We start from the raw sequence: 21972 nt of genomic DNA, 5'->3' as shown, positions 1-21972 counted from the left end.
ACCCCCTGCGGAGGTCGCGCGATCGATCGCTCAGTGCAGCGCCTTGTAGATTTCTTCCGCAAGGTCGGAGGCGATGCCCTCGACCGACGCGATGTCCTCGATGCTCGCCGCCGCCACGCCCCGGATGCCGCCGAAACGCTGGAGCAGGCGCGCGCGCCGCTTGGGCCCGATACCCGGGATGTCTTCGAGCTGGCTGCCGCCCACGCGCACCTTGGCACGCTTGGCCCGCATGCCGGTGATCGCGAAGCGGTGTGCCTCGTCGCGGATCTGGGCCACCAGCATCAGCGCGGCCGAGTCCTTGCCGAGATAGACCTTCTCGCGGCCGTCGGCGAACACCAGTTCCTCGAGGCCGACCTTGCGGCCCTCGCCCTTCTCGACGCCCACGATCAGCGACAGCGGCAGCCCCAGTTCGCCGAACACCTCGCGCGCCATCGACACCTGCCCCTTGCCGCCGTCCACCAGCACCAGGTCGGGCATGCGGGCGGTGCGCGGCTTGGGCGGCGCAGCGCTGCCGTCGCTCTCGGCATCGCCCGGAGGCAGGGCATCGGTCTCGGCGGCCATGGCCTCGGCCAGCTTGCCGTAGCGGCGGTGCAGCACCTGGCGCATGGCGGCATAGTCGTCGCCGGGCGTGATGCCCTCGATGTTGTAGCGGCGGTATTCCTTGTTCTGCATGGCGTGGTGCTCGAACACCACGCAGGAAGCCTGCGTCGCCTCGCCCGCGGTGTGCGAGATGTCGAAGCATTCGATGCGGAAGTTGTCGAGGTCGTCCGCAGCCAGCTCCAGCGCGTCGGCCAGCGCACGGGTGCGCGCCTGCTGCGAGCCCTCTTCGGCCAGCAGCCGGGCCAGTTGCAGCTTGGCGTTGGTCTCGGCCATCTCCAGCCAGTGGCGGCGCTGCTCGCGCGGCTGGAACACCGCCGTCACGCGCGAGCCGGCCTGCTGCGAGATGGCCTCGATCAGCTCGCGGCTCACCTGCTCGCTGAGCACCAGCGTGGCGGGAACGGGCACGTCGATGTAGTGCTGGGCGATGAAGGCCTCGAGCACCTGCACCTCGACCGGATCCGCGACGGCGGGCGGCGCGCCCTCCTCGTCGTCGAGCTCGCCGTGATGGATCTGCGCAGCATCTTCCACGTGCACCGGAAAGTAGGGCCGGTCGCCCAGGTGCCGCCCGCCGCGCACCATCGCGAGGTTCACGCAGGCCTTGCCGCCCTGCACCTTCACCGCCAGGATGTCCACATCCTTGTCGGACGCGATCTCGATGGACTGCTGGTGCAGCACCCGCGAGATCGCCGACATCTGGTTGCGCAGTTCGGCCGCCTGCTCGAACTCGAGCTTCTCGGCATGCGCCGTCATGCGCTGCTCGAGCTTGGAGAGCACCAGCTGCGTGTCGCCCATCAGGAAGGCCTCGGCGCTGGCGACGTCCTGCGCATAGGCCTCGGGCCCGATGTGGCCCACGCAGGGCCCGCTGCAGCGCTTGATCTGGTAGAGCAGACAGGGCCGCGTGCGGTTGGCATACACCGTGTCCTCGCAGGTGCGCAGGCGGAACACCTTCTGCAGCAGCTGGATCGACTCCTTCACCGCCCAAGCGCTCGGGTACGGCCCGAAGTAGCGGTGCTTCTTGTCGACCGCGCCGCGGTAGTAGGCCAGCCGCGGAAACTGGTGCGACGCGATCTTGAGGTAGGGATAGCTCTTGTCGTCGCGAAACAGGATGTTGTAGCGCGGCTTGAGCGTCTTGATGAGGTTGTTCTCGAGCAGCAGCGCCTCGGCCTCCGAGCGCACCACCGTGGTCTCCATGCGCGCGATCTTCGAGATCATGTGCCCGATGCGCGTACCGCCGTGGTTCTTCTGGAAGTAGTTGGCGACCCGCTTCTTCAGGTTGCGGGCCTTTCCCACGTAGAGCACCGCCCCGGCCGCGTCGAAATAGCGGTAGACACCGGGCAGCTGCGGCAGGGCCGCGACTTCGCTGAGCAGTTGTTCGGAATGCACGTCTGACATGGCGGCTATTGTGGCGCGCGCCATGCGGCCCTGGCGGGCGCCTGCGCGCAAACCCTTGCCCCCGCGCCGAGCCCTCCAAAGGAGCGGGCGCGGGCTGCGCCCTACTTCGCGAGCTCGCTGACCAGCCGATACAGGAACTCGCGTCCGTCGTACAGGCGCTGGATCTCGATGCGCTCGTCCAGCCCGTGGGAGCGGGCGTCGGAGGGCTCGACGAAGAGGCCGCTCACACCGTACATCGGGATGCCGGCGTTGCGCATGAACCGGCTGTCGGTGGCGCCGGTGCTCATGGCGGGAATGACGGGTACGCCGGGCCACATCTGCTGGGTGATCGACTCCACCGTCTTGACGAGGTCGCCGTTCAGCGGCGAGGCAGGGCTGCGCAGCGGCTTGCCCATGTTGCGCACCACGATCTTGTCGTTGCCCACGGCCTGGGTCAGCTGGCGCTCGACCTCGTCCGGATCATCGTGCGGCAGGATGCGGCAGTTGACCGTGGCCTTGGCCGACTGCGGCAGCGCGTTCTCGGCGTGGCCGGCCTGCACCATCGTCGCCACGCAGGTGGTGCGGAACTGGGCGTTGTAGGCCGGGTTGGCCGACATGCGCTCGATCACCGACGGGTCGGGGTTGCCGCTGCCCACGGCGCGCATGTCGTCGGCGAGCTGCCCAGTGGCGAAGGGTGCGCTGCGCGCGAAGTAGGTCCTGGTGACGTCGGCGAGCTTCACCGGGAAGCTGTAGTTGCCGAGCCGCTCCAGCGCGGCCGAGAGCGCGTAGATGGGGTTGGTCCTGGTCGGCACCGAGCTGTGGCCGCCCACGTCGCGCGCCTCCAGCATGTAGGTGGTGTACATCTTCTCGGCCACCTGCATGCGGTGCAGGTTGGGCTTGCCGCCGCGCAGCTCGCCGCCGCCGCCTTCGTTGATGCCGAACTCGGCCTGCAGCAATTCGGGCTTGTTGTTGATGAGCCAGAAGGCGCCGTTGCTCAGCGCGTCGCCGCGCTCCTCGTCGGCGGTCAGCGCGAGGATGACGTCGCGCCTCGGCTTGAAGCCCTCCTGCTTCAGCTGCCCCACCACGGAGACCAGCGCCGCGGCCATGGCCTTGTCGTCGATGGCGCCACGCGCGGTGAAGTAGCCACCGGTCTCCTGCAGCTTGAAGGGATCGGTCTTCCAGTCCTCGCGCCGGGCCTCGACCACGTCGATGTGGGCCAGCAGCAGCAGCGGCTTCTTGCTGCCGTCGCCCTTGAAGCGCAGCACGAGGTTGCCCTTCTTGGGGAAGGGCTCGAATATCTGGATGTCGCCGGGAGCGAAACCCGCTTCGATCAGACGCTTCTCCATGGCCCGCGCCGCCGCGGTGTTGTCGCCGACCGAGTGGGTGGTGTTGATCTCGATCAGCTCTTTATAGATGTCGTGGAAACGCTGCTGCTGCGGCGTGAGCGACTGCGGCGTCTGCGGCTGCGCCGCGGCGGAGGTCATGCCGCAGATGCCGCAAAGCGCCAGCGAGAAGGCGAGCACGGTCTTGGCGGCACGGAAGGTCTGCATCCTCATGGGTTCTCTCTCTCCGGTGGTTGTCGTCCGGTCAGCATAGCAAGCGCCGCGTGCGAACACGGGCACACTCGCGACCATGCAATCCAGCCAATCGAAGCAGTGGGACATCTTCTGCAAGGTCATCGACAACCACGGAGACCTCGGCGTCTGCTGGCGCCTGGCTCGCCAGTTGGCCGCCCTGGGCGAACGCGTGCGGCTGTGGATCGACGACGCGGCGGCGCTGGGCTGGATGGCGCCCGATGCGCGCACCGGCCACGACGGCGTGGAGGTGATCGACTGGCTGGACGCCGCCTCGCTTCGGGCAGCCGTCGCAGGACCGGCGCCCGACGTGCTGATCGAAGCCTTCGGCTGCGACCCGGCGCCGGAGCTGATCGCCCGTTTTGCCGAGGGGCCGGGCCTGGCGTGGATCAATCTCGAATACCTCTCGGCCGAACCGTATGTCGAGCGGCTGCATGGCCTGCCCTCACCCGTCTTCAAGGGGCCTGGCTCGGGCCTGACGAAGCACTTCTTCTACCCGGGGTTCACGCCCGCCACGGGAGGGCTGCTGAGAGAACCCGACCTGATGGAGCGCAGGACCGCCTTCGACCGCGCTCAGTGGCTGGCGGCCCGGCAGATCCCGTGGCGCGAGGGCGAGCGCCTCGTCTCCCTCTTCTGCTACGAGCCCGTCGCGCTGGCCAACCTGCTGGAGCGGCTCGCCGCGTCCGGCCAACCCACTCGCCTGCTGGTGACGGCGGGGCGCGCCGCGCAGGCGGTCCGGGCCCTGCGGGGAAGCGCGCCGGTGCCGGACGACCGCGGCGCGCTATCAATTTCATACCTGCCCTATCTCACCCAGCCCGACTTCGACCACCTGCTGTGGTCCTGCGACCTGAACTTCGTGCGCGGCGAGGATTCGCTCGTGCGCGCGCTGTGGGCGGGCGCGCCGCTGGTCTGGCAGATCTACCCGCAGGACGACGACGCCCACCACGAGAAGCTGAACGCTTGGCTCGACTGGATCGGCGCCCCGCCCTCCCTGCGGCTTTTTCACCACGCCTGGAACGGCTTCGGCAATGCGCCGCTGCCCGAGCCGGAAATGCAGGGCCCCTGGCTGCAAACCGCCCTGGAGGCGCGCGCCCGCCTGCTCGCGCAGGACGACCTGGTGACCCAACTGCGGGAATTCGTCACCCAAAAAAGCTAAAATAGTGGGCTTTGCGGATTTCGAACCGGATTTCACCGATCCGGAATGTCTTTCGCTAAACCTGCCGCGGGACATGTACCGCGGGGCCAGCCGACTTGGCAGACGTCCGGACAAGCATCGCGACGACGACCGAACGGCAACCGAAGGCCCCGTGCACCGAGCGGCCAACATCCAGAGACCCTGTTATGAAAATCGCTCAAGAAATCCGCGCCGGCAACGTCATCATGCACGGCAAGGACCCGATGGTCGTCCTCAAGACCGAATACAGCCGCGGCGGCCGCAACTCCGCCACCGTGCGCATGAAGATGAAGAGCCTGATCGCCAACTTCAACACCGAAGTGGTCTTCAAGGCCGACGACAAGATCGACCAGATCGTGCTCGACAAGAAGGAGTGCACCTACTCCTACTTCGCAGACCCGATGTACGTCTGCATGGACACCGAATACAACCAGTACGAAGTCGAAGCCGAGAACATGGGCGACGCCCTGAACTACCTCGAAGACGGCATGGCCGTCGAAGTGGTGTTCTACGAAGGCAAGGCCATCTCGGTCGAACTGCCGACCAGCGTCGAGCGCGAAGTCACCTGGACCGAGCCGGCCGTCAAGGGCGACACCTCGGGCAAGGTCATGAAGCCTGCCAAGATCTCCACCGGCTTCGAAGTGCCCGTTCCCCTGTTCGTCTCGCAGGGCGACCGCATCGAAATCGACACGCGCACCGGCGAATACCGCAAGCGCGTCTGAGCGCCGGTCCAACCGGTCGACCACCACCCCGAAAGAGGCTCCGCAAGGAGCCTTTTTCGCTTCCGGCCCATGACGGGCATGATGGTTGCGACACTGCACAATCACCCGGTCAATCCGTCCGTTTTCCCATGAACAACACGCACGATCTTCACGACAAGCGCCTCGCCGATGCCTGGGCCACGCTCCAGGCCCATGCGGACCAGGGCCTTCCACTCGACCCCGATCCCTCGCGCATCGCCTTCGCCGATCCCGAGTTCCTGCTGCGCCGCGAAACGCGCGGCATCCGCATGCAGCTCGAACTGATGAAGCCCGACATCGAGCAGCGCGCCCACGGCATCGAGAACACGGTGGTGGTCTTCGGCAGCGCGCGCTTCCGCAGCGAGGAAGACGCCTCGGCCATGATCGCGCAGGCCGATCTCAGCGGCGACACGGTCTCGTCCGAGCGCTGGCGCCGGCTGGCGCGCAACTCGCACTACTACGAGAAGGCGCGCGCATTCGGCAAGCTGGTGGCCCAGTACAGCAACGACAAGGAACCGCAGGACAAGCTCTTCATCTGCACCGGCGGCGGCCCCGGCATCATGCAGGCGGCCAACCGCGGCGCACACGAAGGCGGCGGGCTTTCGGTGGGCCTGGCCATCGCGCTGCCGATGGAAGAGGAAGCCAACCCGTACGTCACGCCCGCTCTGAGCTTCAAGTTCCACTACTTCGCCATCCGCAAGATGCACTTCATGATGCGCGCGAAGGCACTGGTGGCGTTCCCCGGCGGCTTCGGCACGCTGGACGAACTGTTCGAGGTGATCACGCTGGTTCAGACCAAGAAGTCGAAGCCGGTGCCGATCGTGCTCTTCGGCTCCGACTACTGGAAGCGGCTGATCGACTTCGACTTCCTCGTCGACGAAGGCGTGATCTCGCCGGGCGACGTGAAGCTCTTCGAGTACGTCGACGCGCCGGAAGACGCTTGGGGCGCGATCAAGCGCTTCTACAAGCTCTGACCCGTCAGCTCAGTCGGCGCCGTCGTCCTCGGCGGGGTGCAGCGCCTGCTCCAGGAACTTCGTGAGCGCCCGAGCGCGGCGCTTGCGCTCCGCCGCGCTGGTCTGGCCCATCGCGACCGAGTCGTCGGCCACGCCGTGCAGCGCATTGAAGAGGATCACGGCCGTGAGGGCCGGATCTTCCACGTCCCAGAAGCCGGCGCCATCGCCCTGCCTGAGCAGTGCGACCAGCTGCGTGATGACCGCGTTGTCGTTGCGCATGCGGCGGTCTTCGGGCCGGTACTCGTGGAACACCACGTCGTGCAGCGCGACGTTGTCCAGGTAGGTTTCGAGCCCCGTTTCCACCCAGGCCTTCAGGCGCGCGTGGTAGTTGTCGGGCCGATGCCGGTCCATGGCCTCCTGCAGCCGCGTGCAGAAGGTGTCGACGAAGCGCTGCTGCAGCGCGCCGAGCAGCGCCTCCTTCGACGGGAAATACAGATAGAACGTGCCCTTGGCCACCTGCGCACCGGCCGCGATCTCGTCGATGCTGGTGGCGGCGATGCCTTTATCGATGAAGAGGCGCTCGGCGGCATCCATCAGCGCGCCGGCGCGTGTCTCGGGGGCCTTGGTGCGACGGCGCGGCGCGCCTTCTCCTTCGGGGGATGTGGGAGTCGTGCCGGTGCCGTCGCTCGTTGCCATCTGCTGCCTCAGGAAACAACCGCCACGGCCGCGTGGGCCGAGCGGATCGCCGCGCGCACGGCGGCCAGGTCGAAACGCAGGCCGCGGGGCTCCATCACGCGCTCGCCGATCCAGACGAGTGCATCGTCGGCATCGGCGAAGGTACTGGCAGGCACGCCGAAGAGTTTCTCGACATTCATCTTGCGCATTTTCTCGTACTGATCGGCGGGCACCACGCTCGCCATGCCCATCATATGGCGGCGGATGTCGGCGCCGCGCTCCTGCAGCCACTGCTTGGCGCTCTGCGCGCTCCCCTCGGGATGGACCAGCGCATCGGCGTCCGCGAACACCCGCAGCGATGCGAAAGGTTCGCCGCGGTCGAGCCAGCGGTTCCAGTCGTCGGTGAAGGCGCGCATGCCCTCGATTGTCTGCAGCCCCGCCGAAACGCTGATGACGAGGGGCCATTGACTGAGTTCGTGATGGATCATGGAAAGCTCCTTGGAAAAAACCGGACGAAGGCGCGTGCGAAGGCGCAACAGCGGCACATGGGCGGCGGGCATGGTGGAACGGCCCTCAGGTCGCGCGCACAGGCAAGGCGGCGGCGCGGGGCCTCACGCTCAGTAGCAGGCCCGCGGCCAGCAGGCCCACGATGCCGGCGCAGGCCACGGCAGCATGGAAGCCGCCGGCCAGCGCTGCAGCCAGAAGATCGCGAGCAACGGATGCATCGAGCGCACCCAGCGCGCTCAGCTCGTGCCGCCCGACCGCCGCAACCGCTGCCTGCCGGGCGCCTGGCAGGCCTGCCTGCGCCAGCGCATCCGCCAGCAGCGAGGTGGCGCGCGTGCTCATCAGCGTTCCGAGCAGTGCAATGCCAATCAGCATGCCGGCCTGGCGCAGCGCGTTCATCGTGGCCGAGGCCATGCCGGAGCGCTGTGCCGGCACCAGCGCCATCACCGCCGTGCTGGTGGCCGGCACGGCAAGGCCGGTGCCTGCGCCGAGGAACACGAACATAAGAGCCAGGAAGGCGTATGGCGTGCCGGCGGAGAACAGCGTCAGCAGCAGCATCGCGCCGCCGATGAGTCCATAGCCGGCGATCATCAGCGTGTGCACGTCGAAGCGCCTTGCCAGGCGGCCGAACTGCGAGGCGACGATGCCGGTCGCGACGAACTGCGGCACCAGCCGCCAGCCCGTGTCGCTGGGTGACCAGCCCTGCACCTGCTGCAGGAACAGCGAGAAGAAGAACAGGCTGGCATAAGCCGAGAACCCGAGCACGAACGAAGCGAAGTTGGCGACCGAGAAGCGCGCGTCGCGGAACAGCCCCAGGGGCAGCAGCGGCCGCGCCACGCGCGCCTCCACCATCAGGAAGAGCGCCAGGCCGATGGCAGCCGCAACCAGCGCGCTCGCCGCCTGCACCGAGCCCCAGCCGTACTCGCCCGCCACGATCAGCCCGTAGGTCAGCGCACCGAGCCACAGCACGCTGAGCACCTGTCCCGCCGGGTCGAGCGCCGCGTGTTCGGGGTGCGACGTCTCGCGGATGCCCCAGAGGCCCAGCCCCACCGTCAGCACGCCGATCGGGATGTTGATGAGGAAGATGCTCTGCCAGCCCGCGTGGTCCACCAGCAAACCGCCGAGCAGCGGCCCGAGGATCAGCGACAGCGCCGTGAAGGAAGACCAGCCGCCGATGACCCGGGCCCGTTCGGCCGGATCCGGAAACGCATGCGCCAGCAGCGACAGCGCACCCGGGATCATCAAAGCGCCGGCGACGCCCTGCACCGCCCTGCCCGCCAGCAGCGTCTGCAGGCTCCCGGCCATCGCGCACATCGCCGAACCCAGCGTGAACACGGCCACGCCAGCCAGCCATGCGCGCTTGCGGCCGTAGCGGTCGCCCAGCGGGCCGGCCGACAGCATGAAGGCCGAGAGGCACAGGGCGTAGATGTCGATCACCCATTGCAGGCCGGCGAGGTCGGTGGAAAGCGCGCGCTGCAGCGTGGGCAGCGCGACGTTGACGATGCTCACGTCGAGCGTGGCGATGAAGCTGCCGAGATACACCGCGGCAATCAGCGCGAGGCGGCGGCGCGGATCGGCCGCTGCCTGGGCCCGAAGAGGAGAGTTCATGGACGCCTTCAAGGTCGTTGAAGAAGGCGCCGATACTGACTTCAGGTCAGTAAATTGTCAATCAGATGAGAATTATTCTTATCTGGAGCATGGCTTTCACGCTGCCATCAAACCTTCAGCCCCCAGGTCGCTCTAGCCCCCACCGCCACGACGCCGCCCACCACCCAGAACACGCCGGCGATGCCGATCAGCGCGCCGAGCGAGCCGAACAGCATCGGCATCGCCACGCTCGACGCGTTGATGGTCATGAGCCGAAGCCCCAGCGCCTCGCCGTGTCGGGCGTGCGGCGTGATCTGGTGGAGCATGCTCATCACCATCGGCTGCACCGCGCCCAGCGCGAAGCCGAGCACCACCGAGCAGATGCCCATGGTCCAGGCCGAGTCCAGCAGCGGGTAGACCGCGAAGACCAGCGCCGTGACCGCCGTCGACGCGAGGATCACGTTGCGCTCCGATGCGCGCGAGGCGATCACCGGCAGGATCACGCGGATCGCCGCCGCCGCGATGGCGAAGGCGCCGAGGATCGAGCCGATCACCGAGGCGCTGATGCCCCGGTCGTGGCCCAGGATCGGCAGCACGAAGGCGTGCACGTCCCAGCTCGACGACTGCAGCCAGTTCACGAACAGGAGGCGCCGGAACATCGGCTCGCGCAGCAGGTCCCAGGCGCGCGTAGGCGCGGCACCTGCCACCGGCGGCGCGGGCGGCTGCTCGTGGGCACCCCGCGCGAGCAGCCAGCAAAGAATGGGCAGCGCCGCCATCACGCCGAAGGAGATGCGAAAGGCCAGCATGTCGGCAGGCGCACGGCCCGCATGGTCGATCAGCATCCCCGCCAGGAAGGGCCCGACGAAATTGGCCACGGCCGGCGCGATGGCCAGCCAGCTGAACACGCGCTTGAGCTGCGTCGGGTTGGTGGCCGAGCGGCCCACGTGCCGCTGCAGCGCGATCACCGTCGCGCCGGTGGCGCCGCCGGTCAGCAGCGCCGCCAGGCACATCACCGGGAACACCGGGAAGATCACCACCAGCCCGGCGCCCACGACCGCGGCGACCACCGACAGCCACAGCGGCCGCTTGAAGCCATGCCGGTCGGCGAAACGGCCCGCCGGCAGCGCGAGGAAGACCTGGGTCAGCGCGAACAGCGAGATCAGCACGCCGACCGCGGCTGCGCTGTAGCCCTGTTGAAGCGCCAGCAGCGGCGTGGCGAGCCGCATGCCGGCCATGGTCGCGTGCAGGCACACCTGGGCGCCGATCACACGCAGCAGTTCGGAACCTTTCACGGGGAGTTCTCGCCCTCTTCTTTCTCTTTGTTGTCGGCGTCGGTGCCCGAGGCGGTGGGCGGCAGCAGCGCCTGGGCCTGCGCCTCGGGCAGTGCCTCGACCTTGCGCAGCGCCAGGCGCATCTGCCGTGCGCGCGTGTCGGCCTTGTCGATGGTGTCGGAGGCCTTGGCCACCTGCTCCTTGATGCGGGCGACCCATTCGCCGTAGCGCTCGAATTCGGTCTTGACCGCGCCCAGCACCTTCCAGACCTCGGACGCCTGCCGCTCCAGCGCCAGCGTGCGGAAGCCCATGTGGAGGCTGTTGAGCATCGCCAGCAGGGTGGTCGGGCCGGCCAGCGTCACGCGGTGCTGGCGCTGCAGCGCGTCCATCAGGCCGGGACGGCGCAGCACTTCGGCGTAGAGGCTTTCCACCGGCAGGAACAGGATCGCGAAATCTGTCGTGTGCGGGGCCGCAAGATAGTTGTCGGCGATGGATTTGGCCTCGGTGCGGATGCGCGCCTCCAGTGCCTTCGCCGCGAGCTCGACGCCCGCCGCGTCGGCGCGCTCGTGCGCGTCGATGAGCCGCTCGTAGTCGTCGCGCGGGAACTTGGCATCGATCGGCAGCCATACCGGTGCGCCGTCGTCGCCGCGGCCCGGGAAGCGGATGGCGAAATCCACGCGCTGCCCGCTGCGCGGCTTGGTCTCGACCTGCCTGGCGTACTGGTCGGCCGTGAGCACCTGCTCGAGCAGCGCCTCGAGCTGCACTTCGCCGAACATCCCGCGCGTCTTCACGTTGGTCAGCACGCGCTGCAGGCTGCCGACGCCCACCGCCAGCGTCTGCATCTCGCCCAGGCCCTTGTGCACCTGCTCGAGCCGCTCGGCCACCTGCCTGAAGCTTTCGCCGAGACGCGCCTCCAGCGTGGTCTGCAGTTTCTCGTCGACGGTCTTGCGCATCTCGTCGAGCTTGGCGGCATTGGTCTGCTGCAGCTGTGCGAGCTGCGCCTCCATGGTGGCGCGCACTTCCGAAAGCCGCCGCGCGTTCGATTCGCTCAGCCCCTGCAGCTGGTTGTTGAGCGTGTCGGCCAGCGTCTTCTGCAGCGAGGCGAGCTGCAGCGCGAAGGCGTCGAGCTGCGCGTTCTGCGTGCGCGTGGCCTCGGCCCCCTGCTGCACCAGCGCCTGCTGGAAGGTGGCGAAGGCCTGTGTGGTCTCCTGCCGCGCGCCGCGCGAGCTTTCCGCGATCTCGCGGCGCAGTTCGCGCTCGGTGCGCTCGTTGGCCGCGCCCAGCGTGGCCAGCATGCGCGTCAAGTCGGCGTTGTCGGGCGGAGGCGGCCGGCGCGCGAGCAGCCAGATCACCAGCACGAGCTGGATGAGTGCGAGTACTCCGAGTCCGACAAGGATCAGCGATGGGTCCAAGGTCCGCGTGCGCCCTCTTCTTCTGCTTGCTTAGTTGCCGGCCGCCGGAACCGGCGTCACGGGCGTCAGCGGGCCCTTGCCGCCGAAGTACGCGATCAGGTTGTCCGCCGCGAGGTCGGCCATGGCGCGGCGCGTGGGCACGGTGGCGCTGGCGATGTGCGGCGTGAGCACCACGTTGGGCACGGTCAGCAGGTCGGGATGCACCTTGGGCTCGCCCTCGAACACGTCGAGGCCGGCGGCGGCGATGCGCTTCTCGCGCAGCGCGACGGCCAGCGCCGCGTCGTCGACGATGCCGCCGCGCGCGATGTTGACGAGCGTGGCGGTCGGCTTCATCAGCGCGATCTCGGCTGCGCCGATGGTGTGGTGCGACGCCGGCGAGTAAGGCACCACCAGCACCACGTGGTCGGCGGTCTTCAGCAGCTCTTCCTTGCTCAGATAGCTGGCCTTGCATTCGGCCTCGAGCGCAGCGTCGAGCCTGGAGCGGTTGTGATATACCACCTTCATTCCGAAGCCGTGCGCGCCGCGCTTGGCGATGCCCTGCCCGATGCGGCCCATGCCGATGATGCCGAGCGTGGAACCGTGGATGTCGGAGCCCGCGAACATGTCGTAGCTCCACTTCTGCCACTTGCCTGCGCGCAGGAAGTGTTCGCTCTCGGCGATGCGGCGCGCCGTGGCCATCAGCAGCGCGAAGCCGAAGTCGGCCGTGGTCTCGGTCAGCACGTCGGGCGCGTTGGTGCCGAGCACGCCGTGCGCGGCCATCGCGTCGACGTCGAAGTTGTTGTAGCCCACCGCCATGTTGGCGCAGATCTTCAGGTCGGGGCAGGCGTCGAGCACCGCAGCGTCGATGCGCTCGCTGCCGGTGGTGAAGGCGCCCTGCTTGCCCTGCAGCTTCGCGATCAGCTGCTCCTTGCTCCAGCTCTCGTCGGCCTGGTTCGACTCGACCTCGAAATGCTGCGACAGGCGCTCGATGGTCTCGGGAAAGATCGCGCGCGCGACCAGGATCTTGGGCTTGCTCATGATTTGTTTGTCTCTCAGCGGAAGAAGAGGAAGGTGGACAGGACGAACAGCGGGACCAGGATGGCGCACGACCACGCCATGTAGCCGAAGAAGCTCGGCATGCGCACGCCGCGGCTCTCGGCGATGGCCTTGACCATGAGGTTCGGCGCGTTGCCGATGTAGGTGTTGGCGCCCATGAACACGGCGCCGGCGGAGATGGCGGCCAGCGTGCCGGCGTAGGTGGTCATGAGCGCCGCCGGGTCGCCGCCCGCCGTGTTGAAGAACACGAGGTAGGTCGGCGCGTTGTCCAGGAAGGAGCTCAGCACGCCCGTGGCCCAGAAGTACATCGCCGGATCGGGCTGGCCGTCGGCACGGGTCACGGCCGAGACGATGGCGCCGAACGGCCCCTGCGTGCCTGCCTTGAGCATCGCGATCACCGGGATGATGGTCAGGAAGATGCCCGCGAAGAGCTTGGCCACCTCGGCCATCGGTCCCCATTCGAACTGGTTGTCGGCATGCACCTTGGGCGAGGTCAGCTTGTACGAGACCACCGCGATCGCGATCAGCCCGACGTCGCGCACCAGCCCCGGCAGGCCGACCTCGGTGCCGAAGACGTCGAAGACCACCGGCGACTTCCAGAAGCCGCTGAGCAGCACGAGCGCAACCACGCCGCCCAGCAGCCAGAAGTTGGCGGCTCCGTCGAAACCGATGCCGCCCGGCGTGTCTGGCGTGGGGTCGACCGGCAGCACGCCTTCCTTGCGGTGGTAGTGGCGGTCGATGAAATAGAACAGCGCCAGCAGCACGGCCAGGATGAACAACGTGTCGGGCAGGATGTTCTGCAGCGTCCAGAAGAAGCTGACGCCCTTCAGGAAGCCCAGGAACAGCGGCGGATCGCCCAGCGGCGTGAGCGAGCCGCCCGCGTTCGACACGATGAAGATGAAGAACACGATCACGTGCACCTTGTGCACGCGGTTGTCGTTGGCGCGTATGAGCGGCCGGATCAGCAGCATCGAAGCGCCCGTGGTGCCCATGAAGCTCGCGAGCACCGCGCCGATGGCAAGAATGGCCGTGTTCAGCCCCGGGGCGCCGTGCAGGTTGCCGCGGATGTGGATGCCGCCCGCCACGGTGAAGAGCGCGGTCAGCAGGATGATGAACGGGATGTACTCGGCCACCAGCGCATGCACGAGCTGCACGCCCGCGAAGCCCAGGCCGAAGTTCGCCGCGAAGGGCAGCAGGAAGGCCAGCGCCCAGGCGGCCGACACCTTGCCGTAGTGATGGTGCCAGAAGGCCGGCGCGAGCAGCGGCAGCAGCGCGATCGACAGCAGGATGCCCGCGAAAGGTACGCCCCACAGCGGCGAGAGGCTGCCGCCGTCGAATTCGGCGGCCGAGGCCAGTGCGGGGAAAAGGAGCAGGAAGGGCAGCGCGGCCGCCTTGAATGGGGTCTTCTTTTGCATGGGGCCGTACCGTACCAGAGAGGTCAGTACAGCCTTCAGGCCGGGGGTTGTTCGATCTCGAACACCTGGCGCAGGTAGGCCAGGTATTTCTCGTCCTCGCACATGTTCTTGGACGGCGTGTCCGACAGCTTGGCCACCGGCTGGCCGTTGCACTCGATCATCTTGATGACGATCTGCAGCGGCTCGTAGCCCAGGTCGTTGGTGAGGTTGGTGCCGATGCCGAAGGCCAGCTGGCAGCGGCCGCGGAACTGCTGGTAGAGCTCGATGGTGCGCGGCACCGTGAGGCCGTCGCTGAAGATCAGCGTCTTGGTGCGCGGGTCGACCCGGTTGGCGATGTAGTGCGCCAGCATGCGCTCGCCCCAGACGAAGGGGTCGCCGCTGTCGTGGCGGGCGCCGTCGAACAGCTTGCAGAAGTACAGGTCGAAGTCGCGCAGGAAGGCGCTCATGCCGTACACGTCGGACAGCGCGATGCCCAGGTCGCCGCGGTACTCGCGGGCCCAGCTCTCGAAGCCGAAGATCTGGCTGTCGCGCAGCCGCGGGCCCAGCGCCTGGCAGGCCTGCAGGTATTCGTGCGCCATGGTGCCCAGCGGGATCATGCCGAGCTTCATGGCATAGAGCACGTTGCTGGTGCCCGCCAGCTGCGGCAGCCGCGCGCCCGGAGGCGCCTGCACCGGCGGCGAGGTGACGGCGCCCAGCCGCGCGGCCGCCGTGCGCAGCACCTCTTCGTGCCAGTCCTTGGAGAAGCGCCGACGCGTGCCGTAGTCGGCGATCTTCAGGTCGCCGAGGCCGGCTTCCTGCAGCTGGCCCAGCTTGGTCTCGAGGCGGCGGCGGCCTTCCTCGAAGTCGGGCTTCTTCTGCGTGTTGCGGAAATAGACCTCGTTGACGATGGCCAGCACCGGGATCTCGAACAGGATGGTGTGCAGCCACGGCCCCTTGATGCGGATCTCGAGCTCGCCCGAGGGCTGGGGAATAATGTTGATGTACTTCTCGTTGAGCCTGAAGAGCCCGAGGAAGTCGACGAAGTCGCTCTTGATGAAGCGCATGGAGCGAAGGTAGGCCAGCTCGGCATCGCGGAACTGCAGCGAGCACAGCCCGCGCACCTCCTCGCGGATCTGCCCGGCGAACTGCGCCAGATCGACGCCGGGGTTGCGGCACTTGAAGCGGTACTCGACCCGTGCCCCCGGAAAGTGATGCAGGACCACCTGCATCATCGTGAACTTGTAGAGGTCGGTGTCGAGCAGGCTGTGGATGATCATGGTGCTGTGCGCGTTGTCCCAAACTTTCGGCGGCCGTTCGATTATCACGGGACGCGTCGGCGTCTGCCTACGGGGTCCGAACAGCACGTCCTACCGTCAGGGCGAATCGTTGAAGCCACATTGCTTTCACGGCGGCGGACACAGCCCGCCGGATCAACAGTCCCAAAGGAGATTCGCATGAACAAGGACACCATCGAAGGCAACTGGAAGCAGCTCAAGGGCAAGGTCAAGGAGCAGTGGGGCAAGCTCACCGACGACGACTTCGACGTCATCGCCGGCAAGCGCGACCAGCTGCTCGGCCGCATCCAGGAACGCCACGGCATCAGCCGCGACGAGGCCGAGAAACAGGTCAAGGACTGGGAGTCGCGCGACGGCCGTACGCCCGACTCGCTCTGGTTCGAGCGCTATTGAGCGCCACCTCCCCTGCTTGCAGCCGAATTCAAATCACCTCGAAGGAGAACTCCCATGAAAAAACACCTTCTCATGCTGGCCCTCGCATCCACCTGCTTCGTGGCCACCCAGGCCAGTGCAATGACCAAGGACGAGTACAAGGTCGCCAAGGAAAAGATCGAAGCCGACTACAAGGTCGCCAAGACCCAGTGCGACACCATGAAGGACAACGCCAAGGATGTCTGCATGAAGGAAGCCAAGGGCAAGGAAAACGTTGCCAAGGCCGAACTCGAGCAGCAGTACAAGCCCAGCGACAGCAACTCCCGCAAGGTCGCCGAGGAAAAGGTGAAGGCCAACTATGAAGTCGCCAAGGAAAAGTGCGACGACCAGAAGGGCGAAGCCAAGACCGCTTGCGAGAAGCAGGCCAAGGCTGACGAAGCTCAAGGCAAGGCCGACATCAAGGCCATGAAGAAGAGCATGTAAGCCCCTTCCAGGCTTGCCAGCAAAGACGGCGCCCTCGGGCGCCGTCTTTCTTTTTTCTCAGGGGGAATTGGCTCGAAGGGCGTCAGGCCTTGAGCGAGTCGACCACCCGCTGCAAGGCGTCGGGCAGGGGCACCGGGCGCTGCGTGGCGCGGTCCACATAGACGTGCACGAAATGGCCCTGCGCCGCGGCGGTGTCGGAGCCTTCGGCGAACAGGGCGATCTCGTAGCGCACGCTCGAGCGGCCCGTCTGGGCGACCCGCACACCTGCTTCCACCGTCTGGGGGAAGGCGACAGGCGCGAAGTAGTTGCACTGGGTCTCCACCACGAAGCCGACGGTCTGGCCATCGTGAATGTCGAGGGCGCCCCGCTCGATCAGCAGGGCATTCACCGCCGTGTCGAACCAGCTGTAGTAGACGACGTTGTTGACGTGGCCGTACATGTCGTTGTCGGCCCAGCGCGTTGGGATGCTGCGGAATGCGCGGTAGCCGCTGCGCGCATGGGGAGTGGGTTTGGTGGTCGGGGCGCTCATCGCGCGGCATTCTGCCAGCGGCCTGCGCGGGAAGGCGGAACCTTCGCGACCTCCTGCGAGAGCACAGGGAACACCGCCGAGGCCGGATTTAGAAGCCCCCTTCTAAATTGCTGCATGGCAGCAAAAACCACTTGATCGCGGGAACCAGCTGCCTATACTTGAGGCCATGCTGCACCGCAACATTGACGGCGAGACAGCGCAAAGTGAACCAACCACTCAATCATCCCTTCTGGAGATCCCAAATGGCCCTGACCGCTGACCAAATCCTCGCCGCTCAAAAAGCAAACCTCGAAACCCTCTTCGGCCTGACCACCAAGGCTTTCGAAGGCGTCGAGAAGCTCGTCGAACTGAACGTGACCGCCTCGAAGGCAGCCCTGGCCGAAGCCCAGAACACCGCCCAGGCCGCCCTGAGCGTGAAGGACGCGCAAGAACTGCTGACGCTGCAAGCCAGCCTGTTCCAGCCCCTGGCCGAGAAGACCGCCGCCTACAGCCGTCACCTGTATGACATCGCCCAAGGCACCGGCGCCGAGTTCACCAAGGCCTTCGAAGCCAAGGCGACCGAAGCTCAGCAAGCCTTCGTCGGCCTGGTCGACAGCGCTTCCAAGAACGCTCCCGCCGGTTCGGAAACCGCCGTTGCCGTCCTGAAGAGCGCCGTGGCCGCCGCCAACAACGCTTTCGAATCGGTCCAGAAGGCCGTCAAGCAAGCCTCGGACGTCGCCGAAGCCAACTTCAACGCCGTGTCGAGCCAGGCCGTCGCCGCCGCCAAGACCGCCACCGCTTCGCGCAAGCGCTGAGCAATCAAGCGACCGACCACCACCAGTTGTCTCCTTGGGTCCTCACGGATCCAATTCAGGGCCTCATCCTCGGATGAGGCCTTTTTTTATGTCTGTTGCGGCCCGGCGGGGGCCGGTTCCGCGGTGTTCCTGGCCGGTGCTTGGCGTCTTCGATAATGAAAGGCTTATCCCAGGAGACTTTTTATGCAGATCGACGGCAAGGTTTTTATCGTGACCGGTGGCGCTTCGGGCCTCGGCGAGGGTACGGCGCGCATGCTGGCCGCCAACGGCGGCAAGGTGGTGATCGCCGACATGCAGGCTGAAAAGGGCGAAGCCGTCGCCAAGGAGATCGGCGGCGTATTCGTCAAGTGCGACGTGAGCCAGGAAGCCGACGGCCAGGCCGCCGTGGCAGCCGCCCTCAAGCTCGGCAAGCTGGTCGGCCTGGTCAACTGCGCCGGCATCGCCCCGGCCGAGAAGACCGTGGGCAAGAGTGGCCCGCACGCGCTGGCCACCTTCAGCAAGACCGTCACGGTCAACCTGATCGGCAGCTTCAACATGATCCGGCTCGCCTCCGACGCCATGGGCAGGAACGAGCCCGAATCCACCGGCGAGCGCGGCGTGCTGATCTCGACCGCTTCCGTGGCTGCCTACGACGGCCAGATCGGCCAGGCCGCCTACAGCGCCTCCAAGGGCGGCGTGGTCGGCATGACCCTGCCGATCGCACGCGACCTCGCGCGCAGCGGCATCCGCAACATGACCATCGCGCCCGGCATCTTCGGCACGCCCATGCTCTTCGGCATGCCGCAGGAAGTGCAGGACGCGCTGGCCGCCAGCGTGCCCTTCCCTTCGCGCCTGGGCACGCCCGAGGACTACGCCAAGCTCGCCAAGCACATCATCGAGAACGACATGCTCAACGGCGAGGTGATCCGCCTGGACGGAGCGATTCGACTGGCTCCCCGCTGAGCCTTCCGGATTCCGGCACCCTGGTGGTGCCGGTGCGGTCCAGGCGCTCGTACTGCGCGATCACCTGGGCCCCCAGCAGCACCAGCGTGGCGGCGATCTCCAGGCTCAGCAGCACCACGATGGCGGTGGTGAGCGAGCCGTAGACCACGTTCACCTGCGAGAGCGTCGAGAAGTACCAGATCAGCACCCGCCGCGTGGCCTCCCACAGCAGCGCGGCCGTCACGCCGCCCAGCAGCGCGTGCCGCAGCGACATGCGCCCGGCCGGCATCACGAGGTAGAGCGAGGTCAGCATGAAGATCTCGCCGCCCAGGCCCAGCAGATAAAGCAGCAGCCCCGAGACGCCCGACAGCGACCAGCTGCGCCCCAGCAGGTCGACGCTTTCCTGGCCCACCAGCTGCAGCGCGCCCGACACCAGCGTGACCAGCAGCAGCCCCACGCAGAGGCAGACGATGTAGATGTAGGGCATGGCCACCGAGACCAGGAAGTGCCGCTTGTGGTCGGCCTTTCGGTGGTGAAAGATCACCGCCATCGCGCTTTCGAGCACGCTGAAGGCCAGCGAGCTGAAGAAGATCATCGTCACCAGCAGCACCGGCCCCAGCACGTCGCGGTGGTCGAGAAAGCTCGACAGCTCCGCCACGATCGCCTTCGACTGGCCCGGCAGCAGCCATTCGAGATACCGCCCGATGGTGCGCAGCAGCTCGGCCTGCTCGATGACGTGCGACAGCGCGATCACGCTCACGATCAGCAGCGGCACGATGGAAAGCAGCGCGTAGTACGCCACCGCGCCGGCGAGCAGAAGGCCCTGGTTGGCGCGGAATTCCTTGAGGGCTTCCCAGGCGAATCGCAAGGGGTGGCGCAGCAGCGGCGCGGCGTGTTGCAGGGGATTGGGCGTCGTCATGCGTGGATTCCGGTCGCCATTCAGTATGCCGTCCGGCCGTGCGGCTTCGGCCGCTTGCGTATGATTTGCCGCTCTTCGCCTACATGACCATCCCCGCTTCATTCATCCAGGAACTCATCGCGCGAGCCGATGTGGTGGAGATCGTCGGCCGCTACGTGCAGCTCAAGAAGGCCGGCGCCAACTTCATGGGGCTGTGCCCCTTCCACGGCGAGAAATCGCCCTCCTTCTCCGTCAGCCCGACCAAGCAGTTCTATCACTGCTTCGGCTGCGGGGCCCATGGCAACGCGATCGGCTTCCTGATGGAGCATGCGGGCATGGGCTTCGTGGAGGCGGTCCACGACCTGGCCGGCCAGTACGGCCTGCAGGTGCCCGAGGACGACGTCTCACCCGCCGAGCGCGCCCGCGCCGCCAGCCAGCGCCAGAAGCAGGCCACCCTGACCGACGTGCTCGAGAAGGCCGGCGAGGCCTACCGCAAGCACCTGCGCAAGGCCCCCGGCGCCATCGAGTACCTGAAGGGCCGGGGAGTCTCGGGCGAGATCGCCAAGCAGTTCGGCATCGGCTATGCGCCGGCGGGCTGGCGCACGCTGGCCAGCGTGTTCCCCGACTATGACGATCCGCTGCTCGCCGAGGCCGGCCTCGTGATCGTCAACAACGAGGAAGGCAAGCTCAGCGAGGAAGAAACCAAGCGCTACGACCGCTTCCGCGACCGCGTGATGTTCCCGATCCGCAACGTGAAGGGCGAATGCATCGGCTTCGGCGGCCGGGTGCTGGGCGACGAGAAGCCCAAGTACCTGAACTCGCCCGAGACGCCGGTGTTCAGCAAGGGCCGCGAGCTCTACGGCCTCTACGAAGCCCGCGCGGCCTTCCGCGACAAGGGCTACGCGCTGGTCACCGAGGGCTACATGGACGTGGTGGCGCTGGCGCAGCTCGGCTTTCCGAACGCGGTGGCCACGCTGGGCACGGCCTGCACGACCGAGCACGTGCAGAAGCTCTTCCGCTTCACCGAGTCGGTGGTGTTCAGCTTCGACGGCGACGCCGCCGGGCGCCGTGCCGCGCGCAAGGCGCTCGACGGCGCCCTGCCCTATGCCACCGACGTGCGCAGCATCAAGTTCCTGTTCCTTCCGGCGGAGCACGACCCCGACAGCTTCATCCGCGAGCACGGCGCCGAGGCCTTCGCCCGCTTCGTCAACGAGGCCACGCCGCTGTCGCGCTTCATGATCGAGGCCGCCCGCGAAGGCTGCGACCTGACCACCGCCGAGGGACGCGCCCACATGACGAGCAATGTGCGCCCGCTCTGGAGCGCCATGCCCGACGGAGCACTCAAGCGGCAGCTGCTGGGCGAGATCGCGACGCTGGTTCAGCTCGACGCATCCGCGCTTTCGGAGCTTTGGGCATCCACGCCCGGTCCGCGCAAGACGGGCGGCGCTCCGGCGCAGCAGCGGCGCCACGACGAGCCCCCGGGCTACGGCGACGCGGGCGGAGACGACTACTACCCCGACATGCCCCCGCCGCAGGACTACGAGCCTGCGCGCTATGAAAGCGATAGCAAGCCCAGGTTTCAGCAGCGCAAGTTCACGGGCAAGGGCGGCAAGCGCTGGGGCGGCAGGTTCGAGGAGCCGATCGAGCCCCTGCGCGGGCGCGGCGCACCGCCGAGCCGTCCCGACGTGGCGGTGCGGCTGCTGCTGTCGAACACGACCCAGTGGGAAGCGCTGTCGCACGAGCTCCATGTGATGCTGTGCGACCTGCCGGGCCAGCACGGCGCCCTCTTCACCTGGCTCGACAGCCAGTTGCACGAACACGGCGTGCAGCCCTGGGCAGCGCTGCGCGAAGGCCTGCGCGGGCTCGAATTCGAGCCGCTGGCCGAGCGGCTGATGTCCGTCGCCGAAGCCGCGCCCGTTCCCGAGGGCGAGGAAGCGCAGCACCAGGCCGACGCGGCACGCGAATTGGCCAGCGTGCTCGACTTCATGCTCGAGGAACTCTTGAAAAAGCAGGAAAGCGAGGCAATTGCTGCTTTCGGGAAGGATCCGGATGCGCCGGAGCGTTTCAGGGCCATCCAGGCGAGGCGGCTCGAATTGCGTGCCAGATTGCGCTCGTCGGGTTCAGAAACTGCTTGAAATTTGCGCAACACGCTATAATGTAGGGCTTCGCAACTGGCGAAATTAGGCAAGAGCGACAGCAGCACCTCCGGGCCGGCCCCCAGCGCAATGCACTCCAACGGTAGATTCCGGCGGAAAGGGCCAATAACCGCAAGGACTGCACACCAAATGTTCGCCCGACATCTTGCCTGTTGAGGAATCACTTCCTCTTTCCCATTTGTTTCCAGTCCGTGCCTGTGCACGGGCTCGGTGGCGCCGTCCGTGCGACGGTGC

At 67.1% G+C, this 21972-nt stretch carries 20 protein-coding genes; 8 read left to right on the top strand and 12 right to left on the bottom strand.

Annotation, left to right across the window (positions count from 1 at the left end):
• Positions 1–30: 30 nt before the first annotated feature.
• Both uvrC and FHY06_RS29625 read right to left on the bottom strand, forming a co-directional pair.
• Positions 31–1992, bottom strand: coding sequence for an excinuclease ABC subunit UvrC (gene uvrC / locus FHY06_RS29630; protein WP_145758909.1), 1962 nt, complete (start codon positions 1990–1992; stop codon positions 31–33).
• A 101-nt stretch (positions 1993–2093) separates the two neighbouring features.
• The gene (locus tag FHY06_RS29625; protein WP_145758910.1) at positions 2094–3527 is read right to left on the bottom strand and encodes a M20/M25/M40 family metallo-hydrolase; all 1434 of its coding nucleotides are present in this window, start codon (positions 3525–3527) and stop codon (positions 2094–2096) included.
• A 76-nt stretch (positions 3528–3603) separates the two neighbouring features.
• Between FHY06_RS29625 and earP the strand changes: the two genes are divergently transcribed.
• The 3 genes from earP (at position 3604) to FHY06_RS29610 (ending at position 6433) form a co-directional block, all read left to right on the top strand.
• Positions 3604–4701, top strand: a complete 1098-nt coding sequence (earP, locus tag FHY06_RS29620; RefSeq protein ID WP_184607223.1) for an elongation factor P maturation arginine rhamnosyltransferase EarP — start codon at positions 3604–3606, stop codon at positions 4699–4701.
• 185 nt (positions 4702–4886) lie between these two features.
• Positions 4887–5441 carry an elongation factor P gene (efp, locus tag FHY06_RS29615; protein ID WP_019655875.1) on the top strand — a complete coding sequence of 185 codons (555 nt, stop codon included), beginning with the start codon at positions 4887–4889 and terminating at the stop codon, positions 5439–5441.
• A gap of 128 nt (positions 5442–5569) precedes the next feature.
• Positions 5570–6433 carry an LOG family protein gene (locus tag FHY06_RS29610; RefSeq protein WP_184607222.1) on the top strand — a complete coding sequence of 288 codons (864 nt, stop codon included), beginning with the start codon at positions 5570–5572 and terminating at the stop codon, positions 6431–6433.
• 9 nt (positions 6434–6442) lie between these two features.
• Here FHY06_RS29610 and FHY06_RS29605 read toward each other — a convergent pair whose 3' ends face one another.
• The 8 genes from FHY06_RS29605 to pncB all read right to left on the bottom strand — a co-directional run bounded on the left by FHY06_RS29605 (position 6443) and on the right by pncB (position 15567).
• The gene (locus FHY06_RS29605; protein WP_126184985.1) at positions 6443–7108 is read right to left on the bottom strand and encodes a TetR/AcrR family transcriptional regulator; all 666 of its coding nucleotides are present in this window, start codon (positions 7106–7108) and stop codon (positions 6443–6445) included.
• Between the two features lie 8 nt (positions 7109–7116).
• Positions 7117–7647, bottom strand: a complete 531-nt coding sequence (locus FHY06_RS29600) for a hypothetical protein (RefSeq protein ID WP_260310764.1) — start codon at positions 7645–7647, stop codon at positions 7117–7119.
• A 13-nt stretch (positions 7648–7660) separates the two neighbouring features.
• The gene (locus FHY06_RS29595; protein WP_184607221.1) at positions 7661–9199 is read right to left on the bottom strand and encodes an MFS transporter; all 1539 of its coding nucleotides are present in this window, start codon (positions 9197–9199) and stop codon (positions 7661–7663) included.
• A gap of 107 nt (positions 9200–9306) precedes the next feature.
• Positions 9307–10470 carry an MFS transporter gene (locus FHY06_RS29590; RefSeq protein WP_019655870.1) on the bottom strand — a complete coding sequence of 388 codons (1164 nt, stop codon included), beginning with the start codon at positions 10468–10470 and terminating at the stop codon, positions 9307–9309.
• Complete coding sequence (locus tag FHY06_RS29585) at positions 10467–11861, bottom strand: DNA recombination protein RmuC (protein WP_184607220.1); 1395 nt, start codon at positions 11859–11861, stop codon at positions 10467–10469. The genes FHY06_RS29590 and FHY06_RS29585 overlap by 4 nt, the downstream gene beginning before the upstream one ends.
• 30 nt (positions 11862–11891) lie before the next feature.
• The gene (locus tag FHY06_RS29580) at positions 11892–12878 is read right to left on the bottom strand and encodes a 2-hydroxyacid dehydrogenase (protein WP_145758916.1); all 987 of its coding nucleotides are present in this window, start codon (positions 12876–12878) and stop codon (positions 11892–11894) included.
• A 14-nt stretch (positions 12879–12892) separates the two neighbouring features.
• Positions 12893–14311 (bottom strand): sodium:proton antiporter, encoded by a 1419-nt coding sequence (locus FHY06_RS29575; protein ID WP_184607219.1) that lies wholly within the window; start codon positions 14309–14311, stop codon positions 12893–12895.
• Positions 14312–14346: 35 nt separating this feature from the next.
• Complete coding sequence (pncB, locus tag FHY06_RS29570) at positions 14347–15567, bottom strand: nicotinate phosphoribosyltransferase (RefSeq protein ID WP_019655866.1); 1221 nt, start codon at positions 15565–15567, stop codon at positions 14347–14349.
• A 177-nt stretch (positions 15568–15744) separates the two neighbouring features.
• Here pncB and FHY06_RS29565 point away from each other — a divergent pair, with 177 nt between their 5' ends.
• Both FHY06_RS29565 and FHY06_RS29560 read left to right on the top strand, forming a co-directional pair.
• Positions 15745–15978, top strand: coding sequence for a CsbD family protein (locus tag FHY06_RS29565; RefSeq protein ID WP_019655865.1), 234 nt, complete (start codon positions 15745–15747; stop codon positions 15976–15978).
• 54 nt (positions 15979–16032) lie between these two features.
• Positions 16033–16440: a hypothetical protein gene (locus tag FHY06_RS29560; RefSeq protein ID WP_019655864.1), complete on the top strand. Its 408-nt coding sequence runs from the start codon at positions 16033–16035 to the stop codon at positions 16438–16440.
• 82 nt (positions 16441–16522) lie between these two features.
• Here FHY06_RS29560 and FHY06_RS29555 read toward each other — a convergent pair whose 3' ends face one another.
• Positions 16523–16969 (bottom strand): acyl-CoA thioesterase, encoded by a 447-nt coding sequence (locus FHY06_RS29555; protein ID WP_184607218.1) that lies wholly within the window; start codon positions 16967–16969, stop codon positions 16523–16525.
• Between the two features lie 242 nt (positions 16970–17211).
• On the opposite strand from FHY06_RS29555, the gene FHY06_RS29550 reads away from it, so the two are divergent.
• Both FHY06_RS29550 and FHY06_RS29545 read left to right on the top strand, forming a co-directional pair.
• Positions 17212–17763: a phasin family protein gene (locus tag FHY06_RS29550; RefSeq protein ID WP_019655862.1), complete on the top strand. Its 552-nt coding sequence runs from the start codon at positions 17212–17214 to the stop codon at positions 17761–17763.
• A 183-nt stretch (positions 17764–17946) separates the two neighbouring features.
• The gene (locus FHY06_RS29545; protein ID WP_184607217.1) at positions 17947–18705 is read left to right on the top strand and encodes a 3-hydroxyacyl-CoA dehydrogenase; all 759 of its coding nucleotides are present in this window, start codon (positions 17947–17949) and stop codon (positions 18703–18705) included.
• Here FHY06_RS29545 and FHY06_RS29540 read toward each other — a convergent pair.
• Entirely contained in the window at positions 18653–19603 is a 951-nt protein-coding gene (locus FHY06_RS29540) for a YihY/virulence factor BrkB family protein (protein ID WP_019655860.1), read from the bottom strand. The genes FHY06_RS29545 and FHY06_RS29540 overlap by 53 nt on opposite strands.
• 83 nt (positions 19604–19686) lie before the next feature.
• Here FHY06_RS29540 and dnaG point away from each other — a divergent pair, with 83 nt between their 5' ends.
• On the top strand, positions 19687–21717 hold the full coding sequence (gene dnaG, locus FHY06_RS29535) for a DNA primase (RefSeq protein ID WP_184607216.1): 2031 nt from the start codon (positions 19687–19689) through the stop codon (positions 21715–21717).
• Positions 21718–21972: the final 255 nt, after the last annotated feature.

Source organism: Variovorax atrisoli, from assembly GCF_014195185.1.
GTDB classification, from domain to species: domain Bacteria; phylum Pseudomonadota; class Gammaproteobacteria; order Burkholderiales; family Burkholderiaceae_C; genus Variovorax; species Variovorax atrisoli.
Note: the sequence above shows the minus strand (reverse complement) of the source record. Positions and strands in the feature narration are given on the sequence as shown.